The sequence below is a fragment of the Pseudomonas sp. NPDC087336 genome (genome assembly GCF_044744285.1).
Lineage (GTDB): Bacteria > Pseudomonadota > Gammaproteobacteria > Pseudomonadales > Pseudomonadaceae > Aquipseudomonas.
Map to the genome: position 1 here is coordinate 65,896 of NZ_JBIUYA010000023.1, position 13,551 is coordinate 79,446.

The 13,551-nt window shown below is 57.0% G+C and carries 11 protein-coding genes and 1 pseudogene; 3 read left to right on the forward strand and 9 right to left on the reverse strand.

The window, feature by feature from the left end; all coding sequences use genetic code 11:
* Nucleotides 1-62: 62 nt before the first annotated feature.
* Nucleotides 63-1,013 (reverse strand): magnesium transporter CorA family protein, encoded by a 951-nt coding sequence (locus tag ACIO0C_RS21855; protein ID WP_401315161.1) that lies wholly within the window; start codon nt 1,011-1,013, stop codon nt 63-65.
* Nucleotides 1,014-1,079: 66 nt separating this feature from the next.
* Nucleotides 1,080-2,666, reverse strand: coding sequence for a RimK family protein (locus ACIO0C_RS21860; protein WP_401315163.1), 1,587 nt, complete (start codon nt 2,664-2,666; stop codon nt 1,080-1,082).
* Between the two features lie 92 nt (nt 2,667-2,758).
* Here ACIO0C_RS21860 and rimI point away from each other — a divergent pair, with 92 nt between their 5' ends.
* Nucleotides 2,759-3,904, forward strand: a complete 1,146-nt coding sequence (rimI, locus tag ACIO0C_RS21865; protein WP_401315165.1) for a ribosomal protein S18-alanine N-acetyltransferase — start codon at nt 2,759-2,761, stop codon at nt 3,902-3,904.
* Between the two features lie 52 nt (nt 3,905-3,956).
* Here rimI and ACIO0C_RS21870 read toward each other — a convergent pair whose 3' ends face one another.
* The 7 genes from ACIO0C_RS21870 to ACIO0C_RS21900 form a co-directional block, all read right to left on the reverse strand.
* Entirely contained in the window at nt 3,957-4,646 is a 690-nt protein-coding gene (locus ACIO0C_RS21870) for a response regulator (protein ID WP_401315167.1), read from the reverse strand.
* Complete coding sequence (kdpD, locus tag ACIO0C_RS21875) at nt 4,643-7,342, reverse strand: two-component system sensor histidine kinase KdpD (RefSeq protein WP_401315168.1); 2,700 nt, start codon at nt 7,340-7,342, stop codon at nt 4,643-4,645. The genes ACIO0C_RS21870 and kdpD overlap by 4 nt, the downstream gene beginning before the upstream one ends.
* 26 nt (nt 7,343-7,368) lie before the next feature.
* Complete coding sequence (gene kdpC, locus ACIO0C_RS21880; RefSeq protein ID WP_401315170.1) at nt 7,369-7,941, reverse strand: potassium-transporting ATPase subunit KdpC; 573 nt, start codon at nt 7,939-7,941, stop codon at nt 7,369-7,371.
* A gap of 12 nt (nt 7,942-7,953) precedes the next feature.
* Nucleotides 7,954-10,032, reverse strand: coding sequence for a potassium-transporting ATPase subunit KdpB (kdpB, locus tag ACIO0C_RS21885; RefSeq protein ID WP_401315172.1), 2,079 nt, complete (start codon nt 10,030-10,032; stop codon nt 7,954-7,956).
* A gap of 10 nt (nt 10,033-10,042) precedes the next feature.
* A complete protein-coding gene (gene kdpA, locus ACIO0C_RS21890; RefSeq protein ID WP_401315173.1) occupies nt 10,043-11,815 on the reverse strand; it encodes a potassium-transporting ATPase subunit KdpA in 1,773 nt (590 codons plus the stop codon).
* Entirely contained in the window at nt 11,812-11,904 is a 93-nt protein-coding gene (gene kdpF, locus ACIO0C_RS21895; protein ID WP_201187734.1) for a K(+)-transporting ATPase subunit F, read from the reverse strand. The genes kdpA and kdpF overlap by 4 nt, the downstream gene beginning before the upstream one ends.
* Before the next feature lie 203 nt (nt 11,905-12,107).
* Entirely contained in the window at nt 12,108-12,296 is a 189-nt protein-coding gene (locus ACIO0C_RS21900; protein ID WP_401315175.1) for a hypothetical protein, read from the reverse strand.
* Between the two features lie 98 nt (nt 12,297-12,394).
* On the opposite strand from ACIO0C_RS21900, the pseudogene ACIO0C_RS21905 reads away from it, so the two are divergent.
* Together ACIO0C_RS21905 and ACIO0C_RS21910 are read left to right on the forward strand one after the other, a co-directional pair.
* Nucleotides 12,395-12,631 (forward strand): annotated as a pseudogene (locus ACIO0C_RS21905) (arsenate reductase ArsC); the annotation flags it as partial.
* A gap of 362 nt (nt 12,632-12,993) precedes the next feature.
* Nucleotides 12,994-13,461 (forward strand): hypothetical protein, encoded by a 468-nt coding sequence (locus tag ACIO0C_RS21910; RefSeq protein ID WP_401315176.1) that lies wholly within the window; start codon nt 12,994-12,996, stop codon nt 13,459-13,461.
* The last annotated feature ends 90 nt before the right edge of the window (nt 13,462-13,551 follow it).

The following is a 13,551-nucleotide window of genomic DNA, read 5'->3' on the forward strand; positions in this document are numbered from 1 at the left end:
TCATGGAGCGTCGGCGCGAGAAGGTCGAAGCTGCCGTACTGCCCGTGCAGCACCTCAAGAGTTCAATGCGGGCCATTCATGCTGGATGAACCACGCGTCAGACGCTTGAGCGCGATGACCATCAGGCCCCCGGCAACCAGCATTCCCGTGAGAAAAAGCGGATAGGCAACCCACCAGGGGACGGCTGAGGTCATCATGCTGAATTCGGACATGCCACCAATGCTGGCAATCAGGTTGAGAGGCAGGAAAACCACATTGATCAGCGTCAGTTTGCGTAGCAGGTTGTTCATGGTGTTGTTCATCAAATTGCCGCGTGCATCGATCAAGCCGGCAAACACCCTGGAGTAGATTTCCGCCTGTTTGTTGCACTGGGTGTTCTCGATGATCAGATCGTCGATCAGCGCGATTGCCTCGACGCTGAAGTGCTCTTTTTCTGCATGGTTGCGCAGTCGGGTCAGAACAGCGCCATTGCTGTGAATCGCGTTGATGTAATAGATCAGGCTTTCGCTGAGGTTGAACATCTGGATTAGATGTCGATTCTCCATCGAGGAGTTGAACTTCTGTTGCAACTCGCGAGCCACCATCTTTATCACCTTGAGGTGGCCCAGGTAGTGGTGGAGGTTGTTGAACAGCATGTCCAGCAGCACATCCAGCGGTGTGTGCAAGGGGTGCCGCTCCCCCAGTCCGCTCAACTGGGAATCGTCGGTCGCGATGACCAGCAAGCATGTTTTAGAGAACAGTAAGCCGAACGACGAGACCTCGAAGGCCAGGCTTTCTCCGCCCGAGTAACTTTCCGGACGCTTCCAGATCAAGAACAGATTATCCGGGTGGAATTCGATGCGTGAGACTTCGTCAGGATCCAGTGCCGAAGCCAGCGCGTGATCGTCCAGTTTGAAATCGCTGCGCAGTAGATCCCGTTCTGCGATGTCGGGATTGCTGAACAACATCACCTCGGCATTGAGGTGTTCAACCGGTACCAGCGCCCCATTGGCGAGTTGAAAACTCTTGATCACATCTGACCTCTGGCGTTATCGACTGAGAAAGTCAGTGTCTTGCAGGATGCGTGTCGGATCAAGCGTTCACCAGGCCTGGCCACGACGTTTGAGTTCCAGGCGCCGGACGAACTCTTCCAGCACCAGTGAATACAAATCGTCCTGCAAGTAAGCGTCTTCGATGCCGGCGTCCATGTTCGGGTTGTCGTTGACCTCGATCACCACCACCTTGTCGCCGGACTGCTTGAGGTCAACGCCATACAAGCCGTCACCGATCAGGTTCGCCGTTTTGACCGCCAGTTCAACCACCGCTCTTGGTGCCTCGTGAACCGCCAGGGTGCGGCATTCGCCATTGATGTCCTGGCCCTTGGCCTTGTGGTTGTAGATCTGCCAGTGACCCTTGGACATGAAGTACTGGCAGGCGAAAATCGGCTTGCGGTTGAGCACGCCGATGCGCCAGTCGTACTCGGTGTAGAAAAACTCCTGAGCCAGCAACAGCACCGAGTGTTCGAACAGCTCGGCGGTAGCTTCGAGCAAGGCCTGCTGGCTTTCGACCTTGATCACGCCCCGGGAGAAACAACCGTCGGGGATCTTCAACACCAAGGGGAAACCCAGGCGCTCACCGACCCGCTCGAAGTCTTGCGGTCGATCCTTGTAGAGAATCTCGGTTGCCGGCATACCCAATTGATTGCTTTTGAGTAGATCAGTCAGGTACACCTTGTTGGTACAGCGCAGGATTGAAGCGGGATCGTCCATCACCACCAGCCCTTCGCTTTCCGCCTTCTTGGCGAAGCGATAGGTATGGTTATCGACGCTGGTGGTTTCGCGAATCAGCAGGGCGTCATACTCGGCGATTCGTGAATAGTCTTTCTTTTCGATCAGATCGACATCAATACCCAGGCTTCTGCCAACCCGGATAAAATTTTCCAGTGCCTTGGCATTGGAAGGCGGCAACGCTTCCAGGGGATCATGCAAAATGGCCAGGTCGTAGCGGGCTACACGGGGTGAGCGCGGTATTCGCCATATCTTGCGACTGAAACTGTCCAGCGAGTTGGCGAATTGATCTTCCTGATCTTCGCGTAACTTTTGCAAGACGCCAGACTTTATTCCCTCGATGCGCCAACTATTGCTTTTACGGAACTCTACCAGGAGGATCGGACAAGGGAATATTTCGAATATTTGTCGCGCCAGTTCCTGCAACGGTTCAAGGTTGGTTTTACCGAAGTACAGGGTGAGGGTGAATCCTTCGGTATTACTGTAAATATGGTTGTTCAGTGCTTTGTCCAGTGTCTTTCCCAGATCATCCAGCGCCAGGCCATACAGTGATTTTTTGGTAAGTTCGCTGATAGTGCGCACGGAAGGAATCACCTTATGGCCGCGTGCTTCCGCCAGCAGTGAACAGTAATACCCGTGCCCCAGATACCTGTAGCTGCGGCACAGGTTAATCACCTGGACGCGCTTGCCGGCTTCTATCTCAAGGGGCTGTTCCAGGTACTCCTGCGCACTCATCACATCCTCCGAGGGGAAGTAAGAGGCCCAGTCTTCTTTTCGCTCAACAATAATAATAACCTGGCTGGATCTTCCGGGTAACTCCGGTAAATAAGTCGGGTTTGATATTGCTGTTAAGCGATTTTGCTCTGATACTTCACGCAAGCCACCCTGTACCGCTGACATATGAAAAGGTCCGTTGGAGAACAAGTCCTTATCTATTAAGCACGATACTTTTAAAAAGTCTCGTTTCGTTACGCAACTTTTACGGTGGGGCTATGAGTCTGTTATTTCGCAAGGCGACACACGATGACCTGAAGTCGCTGCTGGAACTGGAAAACCAGTGCTTTACCTCTGATCGGCTGACTGCACGCAGTTTTCAGTGGATGATCAGCCGCGCCCATGCCAGCCTGATCGTCGCGCAAGCCGGGAGCCAACTGATGGGTTACTGCCTGGTGCTGTTTCACCGTGGCACCTCCCTGGCGCGCCTGTATTCAATCGCCATTGCCAGCCACAGTCGCGGCCTCGGTCTTGGAAAGCAGCTGTTGGATCAGGCGGAGGATAGCGCTCGCGCTCACGACTGCGCCTACCTGCGCCTGGAAGTGCGACCGGATAATCGCGTCGCTATCGGTCTTTATGAGCGCAACGGTTACCGACGTTTCGCAGTGGTCCACGACTACTACGAAGACCATGCGCATGCGCTGCGTTTGGAGAAACGCATTGTGCAACATCGGGAAAACCGTGAGTTCCAGGTGCCCTATTACCAACAGACCACCGAGTTTACCTGCGGCCCGGCGTGCCTGTTGATGGCCATGAAGGCATTGCAACCCGAGCGTTTAATTGCGCGCAGGGACGAACTGCAGATCTGGCGTGAAGCCACGACGGTGTTCATGACGTCGGGACATGGCGGGTGCAGTCCCCAAGGCTTGGCCCTGGCGGCCTGGCGCCGAGGATTTCGCGTACGCCTGCAAGTGAGTATCGCCGGACCGCTGTTCATCGACGGGGTGCGCGACGGACATAAAAAGGAGGTCATTCGCCTGGTACACGAAGAGTTCTGCGCGCAACTTCGGCAGAGCGATGTGGAGCAGGTCAGCAGCAACCAGCTGGACCTGGCTCAAACGCTGAAGACCGGCGGACAACCCTTGGTGCTGATCAGCAGCTACCGCCTGACTCGCTCGAAAGCCCCGCACTGGGTCATCGTCACTGACTACGATGAAGACTTCGTCTACCTGCATGACCCGGACATCGATCACAGTCAGCACCGTCAGGCACTCGATTGCCAGCATCTGCCCGTCAGTCACAAGGCGTTCGACAAGATGTGTGCGTTCGGTGGCAACAAGCTGCGCGCCTCAGTCACGCTTTACTCGCGCGAGCAGTCCAGCAACGGAGTGCCAATTGCCTCCAGCACAGAAGCTTTTTATTAATGGGACCTTGCATGCCGTGACTTTAAAGACTTTTATCCCCGCAAATATATGCTCAAGGAATGAAGCGATACCCAACCCCCGTTTCGGTGATGAGGTGTCGCGGCTGGGAAGGGTCTGCTTCGACTTTTTTACGCAAGCCACCCATGAATACTCGAAGGTAAGGCGTATCGGTGGTGTGCGATGGGCCCCATACAGCCTTGAGCAGTTGCTGATGCGTCAGGACGCGGTTCGGATGTGAGCAAAGATGGACCAGCAGGCGGTACTCCAGCGGTGTCAAATGCAGAGGGGCGCCAGAGCGTTCCACGACACGCCGTTCCATATCAATCCGCACCTCGCCAAAGGCCAGGACGGCATGGTTCTCGGTATCTTTTACGTGTCTGCGTAGCATTGCGCGGACGCGAGCCAGCAGTTCCCCGGTGCCAAACGGCTTCACCAGATAGTCATCGGCACCCGTGTCCAGGGCCAGGATTTTGTCCGATTCTGCACCACGGGCAGACAACACAATGATCGGCACCTCTGACCAACTCCGTACGTCCCGGATAAGGTCAACACCGTCGCCGTCGGGCAGTCCGAGGTCGAGCACGATCAGGTCCGGATGGCGTGTCCCAGCATCGATAAGGCCTCGGTGAAAGGTATCGGCTTCGTGAACTTCCAAGCCTTCAGCTTGCAGGGCCATTCGCACGAAACGTCGTATTTCCTTCTCATCTTCAATGATCAGGACGTGCAGCACCGATTCGGTCATGGTTGCTCCTCGCCTGTTTGCTCAGCAAAGGGTTCGATGACTGGAGGCTCCTCACGGGGTAGACGCAACGTGAAGCGCGCACCGCCCTCTGGGCGTGTAACACCCAAAATGGTTCCTCCATGAGCCTGTGCGATGGCTCGACAGATGGCCCGGCCCAGCCCGACGCCGGGTATCGAGCTTTCCTTCTTGCCGCGCATGAATTTGCTGAAAATTGCCTCTTCGTGACCGTGCGGTAACCCTGGTCCTTCGTCGGCGACCCACAATTCGAAGTTGTCAGGCGTGGCCCTGGCGCCCAGGCCGATGGTGGTGCCTTGCGGTGTGTACTTGACGGCGTTCTCGATCAGGTTGATGAGAACGCGTTCGATCAGTACCGCGTCGATTTGTACGGGAGGTAAATCATCGTCCAAAGCGACCTGCACCGAACGCCCTCCCAGAATCGGTTGGATGGCTCGTAGGGCACTGCCCACCACGTCTTCGATGGGTTGCCACTGCCGATTCAACACCACTTTGCCGGATTCGAGGCGCGCCATGTCCAGCAGGTTGTTGACCAGCGTATTCATGCGCAGCGCCGACTCACCCACCGCCGTGGCGATCTCGGCGGCTTCGCCGGTCAGGGGTGGCCTGGTCAGTTTAAGCGCTTCGGCAAGCCCTACCAAAACGGACAATGGCGTTCGCAGGTCATGGGAGATGGCCGAAAGCAGTGAGTTACGCAAGCGCTCGGACTCCATCTGCACTGTCGTGTCCTGGGCAATGTGGATGTAGTGAATCCGTTCGAGCGAGATGGCCAGTAATGACGCACAAGTGTCGAGCAAGCGTCGCTGTTCCGGCACCACCAGCCGACTCGTGTCTCGCGGTTGCACGGCCAGTACACCGCGCACCCGCATGGGGGCTGACAAGGGCAGATAAAGCGTTGAACTTGAGGGCAGGGTATCGGTGCCATAGCCGGCCGGCTCGGTTTTATCGAAGGACCACTGGGCAATGGCAACATCCACTTGCGGTGCATCCCCAGTGATCAGCGGAGCTTGCAGTTTATTGTTGTCGTCAGCGACCAGCAGCGCCGACCTGGCGCCAAACTCGGCGGTGAGAAAGCGTGCACTGATTTCAGCGACTTGCTCAGTCATCAGCGCGGCGGACAATAGGCGTGACATGTCGTACAGCGCCCGCATGCGGTCCTCGCGCCGTTGCGCCACCCGTGCCTGGTAGGTCAGGCCGGCGGTCATCTGGCCGATCACCAGGGCGACCACGAGCATGACGCTGAAGGTCACCAGGTACTGGATATCGGCGAAGGCAAACGAAAAACGCGGCGCCACAAAAAAGAAGTCGAATGCGGCCACTGACAAAAAAGCCGCCAGAATCGCTGGGCCCCGACCAAAGCGTACGGCGACGGCGACGACGGCCAGCAAGAACAGCATGACGATATTGGCCTGTTCCAGCACCTGAGCCAGAGGTAAAGCCGCGAGGGTCGTCACCGCGCAGAGTGCCCCGCTCCAAATATAGGAGCGCCACATCACCGGAGTCTCGGTCTTGGTGGAGCGGGGCTCGGTGTGTGTACGCTGGTCGGTTGGAAGAGAGACTTGAATGACGTCCAGGTCAGCGCCCAGCACACCAATTCGATCCGCGAGTACTCGCCGCCAGAAACGACGACGCGGGTGGTCGTCGCGGCCCAGCACGACTTTGGAGAGATTGTGCTGCCGTGCGTACTTGACCAGCGTTTCGGCGATGTCCTGACCGGCCAGGGTCGAGATCTGCGCCCCCATGTCCTGGGCCAGCTTCAGGGTCGCCAGAACGCGACGGCGCTTCGTCTCGGGCAGACGCTGCAAGGCGGGGGTCTCGACATACACGGCATGCCAGGGCACGTTGAGCTGAGCGGCCAGACGCGCTGTCGAACGTACCGTTTTTTCGCCTTTTTCATGCGGGCCGATGCAGGCGAGCAGCGAGTCGCGGGTGCCCCAGACTGGTTTGACTGCACTGCTGATGCGGTATTGCAGCATCTCGCTGTCGACACGGTCGGCGGTACGACGCAGTGCCAATTCGCGCAAGGCGATCAGGTTGCCTTTGCGGAAGAAGTTCTGCACCGCGCGTTCGGCCTGATGGGCCAGATAGACTTTGCCTTCCTTGAGGCGTTGCAGCAGGTCGTCAGGCGGCAAGTCAACAATGACCACTTCATCCGCCGTGTCGAACACATGATCGGGTACGGTCTCCCAAACCCGGATGCCGGTGATCCCACCGACGATGTCATTCAGGCTCTCAAGATGCTGAACGTTCATGGTGGACCAGACGTCGATACCGGCACTGAGCAGCTCTTCTACGTCCTGCCAGCGTTTTGGATGACGCGAACCGATAATGTTGGAATGAGCCAGTTCGTCGATCAGGATCAACTGTGGTTTGCGCAACAGTGCGGCGTCCAGATCGAACTCGGTCAGCGTGCGGTTCTTGTCTATGACCTGTTTGAGGGGCAGCACGTCCAGGTTCTTGGTAAGCGCCTGGGTTTCAGCGCGGCCATGGGTTTCGATCACGCCGATCAGTACATCGGTGTGCTGTTGTTTCGCCGTTTGGGCGGCCGCCAGCATCGCGTAGGTCTTGCCGACACCGGCGCTGGCACCAAAGAAAATCTTCAGCCGACCGCGTTTGGCTTGCGCTTCTTCTTCGCGAATCTGGGCCAGTAGCTGGTCCGGGTCGGGACGTTGTTCGGCCATCAGGCTCACCGTGTGTGAGTGGGCGCTCAATGTGCGGCGTCGAGTGCCAGATTCAGTTCCAGGACGTTGATCCGAGGCTCGCCAAGAAACCCGAACAGCATGCCTTCGGAGTGCTCGGCAATCAGTTGACGAACGCGCTCTATGGGCAAGTTGCGCAACCGCGAAATTCGGCCCGCCTGATACTGGGCTGCTGCGATGCTGATATGCGGATCAAGGCCGCTAGCCGAACTGTAGACCAGGTCGGCGGGGATGGTCGCGGTGTTACCTGGATCGGCAACACGCAAGGCATCGATACGACCCTTGATCGCGTCCGCGAGTGCGGGGTTCAGCGGCCCCAGGTTCGACCCGGATGATGCCGCAGCGTTGTAGGGCGTGGGGCTGGTCGCAGACGGGCGACTCCAGAAATGCCTTGGATCGCTGAAGCTCTGACCGATCAACGAGGAACCCACGGTTTTGCCATCTCGTTCAATCAGACTGCCCGCCGCCTGATGGGGAAAGACCAGCCGGGCGATCCCGGTGGTGAGCAGTGGATAGGCCAATCCCGTGAGCAGTGAAAATACAATCAGCAGGGTCAACGCCGGACGCAGCAGAGTGGCCATGACAATTCTCCCTCACACCAGACCGACAGCGGCCAGGGCCATGTCGATGATTTTGATGCCAATGAATGGAACGATCACCCCACCCAGCCCGTAGATCAACAGGTTGCGGCGTAACAACGAGGCCGCACCGACCGGGCGGTACTTCACGCCTTTGAGTGCCAGGGGAATCAGGAAAATGATGATCAGCGCGTTGAAAATCACCGCCGACAGCACCGCCGAGTTTGGGCTGGTCAGCCCCATAATGTTGAGCGCGGCGAGCTGCGGGTACGTGGTGACGAAGGCAGCCGGCACGATTGCGAAATATTTGGCGATGTCATTGGCAATCGAGAAGGTGGTCAGCGAGCCTCGGGTCATCAGCATCTGTTTGCCGGTTTCCACCACTTCGATCAACTTCGTCGGGTTGCTGTCCAGGTCCACCATGTTCCCGGCTTCCTTGGCGGCCTGAGTCCCCGAGTTCATCGCCACGGCAACATCCGCTTGAGCCAGTGCAGGGGCATCGTTGGTGCCGTCGCCGGTCATGGCCACCAAACGGCCTTCGGCCTGGTAGTCGCGGATCAATTGCAATTTCTGTTCGGGCGTCGCCTCCGCCAGAAAGTCATCGACGCCGGCCTCGGCGGCGATGGCGGCGGCGGTGACCCGGTTGTCGCCGGTCACCATGACCGTCTTGATGCCCATGCGCCGCAGTTCGAGAAAACGCTCCTTAATCCCGCCTTTGACGATGTCCTTGAGTTCGATGACACCCAGCACCTTGGAGCCGTCGGCAACGACCAGCGGCGTACTGCCCCGACGCGCCACCTCCTCAATGCTGTTTTGCACGGCCTCGGGAAAGCTGCCACCCAGGCTCTGGACATGCTTGAGAATGGCCTCGCCAGCGCCCTTGCGTATTTGCCGGTCGCCCATGTTCACTCCGCTCATTCTCGTTTGCGCCGAGAAGTGCACGAAGTGAGCATCGAGTGCGGCAATGTCACGCTCGCGCAGATTGAACCGCTGTTTCGCCAGGACCACGATACTGCGTCCCTCGGGGGTTTCGTCGGCCAGGGAGGCCAGTTGCGCCACATCCGCCAGCTCCGCTTCCTTGATGCCCGGAGCCGGTAAAAAGGTTGAGGCATGACGATTGCCCAGCGTAATGGTCCCAGTCTTGTCCAGCAGCAAAACGTCCACGTCACCAGCGGCTTCTACGGCTCGGCCGGACGTGGCGATCACGTTGGCTTCCATCATGCGGCTCATGCCCGCCACACCGACCGCCGACAACAGGCCAGCAATGGTCGTGGGAATCAGGCAGACCAGCAACGAGATGAGGACGGTGATCGAGACGGGCGTCCCGGATTTGGCCACGGCAACCCCGAATAGCGAAAATGGTAGGAGCGTCACCGTTACGCCGAGGAACACTATCGTCAGCGCGACCAATAAAATCGACAAGGCGATTTCATTCGGGGTTTTTTGCCGCTTGGCGTTCTCGACCATCGCGATCATGCGGTCGACGAAGGTTTCGCCAGGGTCAGTGGTCACACGAATGACGATCCAGTCCGACAGCACCCGTGTTCCGCCGGTCACGGCCGAGAAGTCGCCGCCACATTCTCGGATCACCGGGGCCGATTCACCGGTAATGGCCGATTCGTCCACCGAGGCCGCGCCTTCGATGACTTCGCCGTCGGCCGGGATCACCGAGTCGGCCAGGTCACCGGCTTCAACGATCACCACATCGCCCTTGCACAGGTCGGTCGATTTAGCCAGCTGCCACTCTGCGCCGTAGTGTGGCTCGCGCAGTTTCTTGGCCCAGGTTTCCTTTTTCAGTTTATGCAGGGAAGCGGCCTGGGCCTTGCTGCGGCCTTCGGCCAAGGCCTCGGCAAAGTTAGCGAACAGCACGGTGAACCAAAGCCAAAAAGTAATCGCCAGGATGAACCCGGTACCGGCTTCTCCCTTGCCACTCAGCGCCTGCACCCATAGGGCGGTGGTGATGATCGCGCCGATGTAGACGACGAACATCACCGGGTTTCGCCACTGAATCCTCGGGCTGAGTTTGCGCACTGACTCGACGATGGCAGGCGTTATCAGTTTCGGGTCGAACAAGGAGAACGCTTTGCGTGTCATGTTCGTGATCTCACTTGATCATCATGAAGTGTTCAACGACGGGACCCAGCGCGAGGGCCGGTACGTAGTTCAACAAGCCGACCAGCAACACCGTGCCGATCAGCAGCACCACGAACAGCATCCCGTGGGTGGGCATGGTGCCTGCGGTGACCGCTAATCGCTTCTTCGCCGCCAGGCTGCCGGCGACTGCGAGCACCGGCACGATGACGCCGAACCGGCCGAACCAGGTCATGATGGCCAGCATCGTGTTGAAGAACGGTGTGTTGGCCGACAGACCGGCGAATGCACTGCCGTTGTTGTTGGCCGCCGAGGTGAAGGCGTAGAGAATTTCCGAGAAACCATGGACACCGGGGTTGGCGATCCCCAATCTCCCAGCTTCGGCCATGACAGCGATGGCCGTACCGAATAGCACCAGCAATGGCGTTACCAGAATCGCGATGGCCACCATCTTCATCTCGTAGGCTTCGATCTTCTTGCCCAGGTACTCGGGCGTGCGACCGATCATCAGGCCGGCGATAAACACCGCGAGGATGGCAAACACCAGCATGCCGTACAGGCCTGAGCCGGTACCGCCGAACACCACTTCACCCAGTTGCATGAGTATCAGCGGCACCGCACCGCCCAGCGGTGTAAACGAATCATGCATCGAGATAACGGCGCCGCACGACGCCGCCGTAGTCACCGCCGCAAACAGACTGGATGCACTGATGCCGAAGCGCAGCTCCTTGCCCTCCATGTTGCCCGCCGCCGTGTCGATACCCAGCGCCGAAAACTGCGGGTTACCCAGTTGTTCGTAATGGGTGACCGCCACTACTGCGATCACGAAGATAATCGTCATTGTCGCCAGCAGCGCCCAGCCTTGGCGTATGTCACCGACGATGTGGCCGAAGACAAAACACAGTGCAGTCGGGATCAGGAAGATCGCGAGCAACTGAAAGAAGTTCGTGACGGCGGAGGGGTTTTCATAAGGATGGGCCGAGTTGGCGTTGAAGAAACCGCCACCATTGGTGCCCAGCATTTTGATGGCCTCTTGTGATGCTACAGGCCCCATAGCAATCGTCTGCTTGTCGGTGCTGACGGCCTTGCTCACCGGATTGCCCTGGGCATCGAGGGTCGGCTGACCGGCATCATTGAGTACCGGGGCCTGGTACTGCATGACTTCCATCGTCGTGACTTCCTTGTATGGGTCAAGATTCTGGATCGCGCCCTGGCTAACCAGAAACAGCGCAAAAATCAGCGACAACGGCAGCAAAACCCACAACGTGATGCGCGTCAGGTCGGTCCAGGCATTACCGATGCTGGTGGCGCTGTGGCGAGCGAACCCGCGAATAAGGGCAATGGCCACCACGATGCCGGTGGCGGCAGACAGGAAGTTCTGTACCGTCAGCGCGAGCATCTGGGTCAGGTAACTCATCGTTGCTTCGCCGCTGTAGCCTTGCCAGTTGGTATTGGTGACGAAACTGGCGGCGGTATTGAACGAGGAGTCTGGAGTTACGGCGCCAAACCCTTGGGGGTTAAATGGCAGAAAACCTTGCAACCGTTGCAAGGCATAAACCACCAGCAATCCCAGTGCGTTGAACAGCAGCAAGGCCAGGGCATACTGGAGCCAACTCATCTGTGTTTCGGGCTTGACGCCGGCCAAGCGATACAGCGGCGACTCGATGCGCGCACCGAAGGCAAATCGGCCTTCCATCACCGTGGTCAACCAGCGCCCAAGAGGCCAGGCCAGAATACCCAGCACCAGCAGAAAGGCCCCGAGCAGGCCCCAGGCTTGAGTAGTCACAGGAAGTCCTCCGGAAAAAGCAGTGCGCAGACGAGGTAAATCAGTAAACCCGTCGCTATCAGCCCGCCGAAAAGATAGAAGCCAGTCATGACCGTCTCCTGTTAAGCGCGGCACAGCCACGAGCAAGGCCGACCAGGATGAAAAAGAACAGTGCACCGAGCACTAAAAAGACGAAATCCATGGCATTCCCTCCAGCGATGAGGGAAGCCTAGATTGACGTCTAATAAATTGTTAAAAGGATTGGGGGCAAAAGAATAAAGATCTTATAAAGATCCAAGGTAGTGCAGTTAGATCAGGGGTGGTCGTTTAGTAATGGGCATTTTTCTTTGATGGGTTTTCTCTTTGTCGCTTTTCTATGGGGAATCTCTGCTTTTTGATTTTTGGTTGAGCGGTTGCTGCTAAAATACTCAAAAATAAAAGATGCAAATCCGAACAGTCCAATTAGTGAAATGATCATAATGCCCAAGTCCGAGCTGCTCATAATATACTCCCGTCGAAATTTGTTCCGGAGGATAAAATATCTATTGTGGAACTCAAGGCGATCTACGATTTCTTTACGATTCGTTTGGTTAATTATACGAAGCTAGCGGCCTACGCAGTAAATCGATCAATGAGTTTAAAGGGCAGGAGTTTCATTACTTGATCACTCTGTGTGACAAGTTTTCCGAAGAAGCCTCACCTATGCCGTCCTCAGGCGAGGTAATCGTGTGGAATTTTGAAGACCCGGTGAGCAGTGAGAGGCATGAGCCATTTCGCCATGCGCTCCAAGAGATTCACGACCGCATCAAAATGTTCGTCACAGTGAAGACAAGGTAGTGAAATTGGATCCGTGTTCAGCACTACGAGCTGTTTTTAGACTTGAATTCCAATGACCGCTCCTGGCCGATTGTGTTGAAAAAGTCGGTCCTTCCAGGCAGTCCTCGTACTGACTGCTGAAAATGCCTTTTTTTCGCGCAGCTACGCGAAATCTGGACCCGGAACCCTCTGCTCAAAGTAAAGATTTAAATCTCAAGCGCGTACTTTTCTGCCGTGGAAACCGTGGCCGACTTTTTCAACTCAATCGGCCGATAAGTGCCCGTCGCGATGGGCAGCAATCGGAACCGTACTGGACTCACAGAGCAGCGTTCTCGTCATCTACACTATTCCAGCAAACACGAAGCTGAGAGCGAGGATGGGGAATGATAGTTGGCCGTAAAATTGATCATGCCTATTCAATCCTGCTAATCACGCCCGTTCTCCTTTACGCAAGCATGGGAGCCGATCCGCTGCACGCAGGATCCTGGTACCTCTTCAGTGTGCCTTTGGCGACGCTGTTACTGGGCGTAATCCTGCGAGTCCCCGCGTTGTTTCTCACTGGAACGACAGTAGCAGCGATAGTGAGTCTACTGATCTACATGAAAATCATGCTCAGCTTGTCTCGCCCCGAAGGGTTGCTTGTGCTTGGGCAGCTATTTTCCATGCCCGGCATGTTGTTGGGCACAGGAGTGTCAGCTTGGCTATTGAGGTACCGCGTGAAAGCAACTTTGTCATGGCTTGTTGCAGGCATTGCATTTCTGGGAGCAGCCATTGGTTTCATGATCGCCCAGATGATCCTGTGCTCCACTTTGATGTATTGCAGTGCCCTGTCTTTTGGAGTGAGGGGTTGAGCTCTGTGGTTGAACTCTCAATGCCAGCCAGCACGCTGCTGGGTAAAAAATAAGATGGGGCCTGTTCGACGAAGCTCAGATTGACGAAGA

Excerpts from the sequence above, each read along its gene's own strand:
- kdpC (WP_401315170.1), bottom strand. The coding sequence starts at position 7,941 with ATGGCCACTCTGCTGCGTCCGGCGTTGACCCTGCTGATTGTATTTTCA.
- kdpB (WP_401315172.1), bottom strand. The coding sequence starts at position 10,032 with ATGACACGCAAAGCGTTCTCCTTGTTCGACCCGAAACTGATAACGCCT.
- kdpF (WP_201187734.1), bottom strand. The coding sequence starts at position 11,904 with ATGACTGGCTTCTATCTTTTCGGCGGGCTGATAGCGACGGGTTTACTG.
- ACIO0C_RS21860 (WP_401315163.1), bottom strand. The coding sequence starts at position 2,666 with ATGTCAGCGGTACAGGGTGGCTTGCGTGAAGTATCAGAGCAAAATCGC.
- kdpD (WP_401315168.1), bottom strand. The coding sequence starts at position 7,342 with ATGGCCGAACAACGTCCCGACCCGGACCAGCTACTGGCCCAGATTCGC.
- ACIO0C_RS21910 (WP_401315176.1), top strand. The coding sequence starts at position 12,994 with ATGATAGTTGGCCGTAAAATTGATCATGCCTATTCAATCCTGCTAATC.
- ACIO0C_RS21900 (WP_401315175.1), bottom strand. The coding sequence starts at position 12,296 with ATGAGCAGCTCGGACTTGGGCATTATGATCATTTCACTAATTGGACTG.
- rimI (WP_401315165.1), top strand. The coding sequence starts at position 2,759 with ATGAGTCTGTTATTTCGCAAGGCGACACACGATGACCTGAAGTCGCTG.
- ACIO0C_RS21870 (WP_401315167.1), bottom strand. The coding sequence starts at position 4,646 with ATGACCGAATCGGTGCTGCACGTCCTGATCATTGAAGATGAGAAGGAA.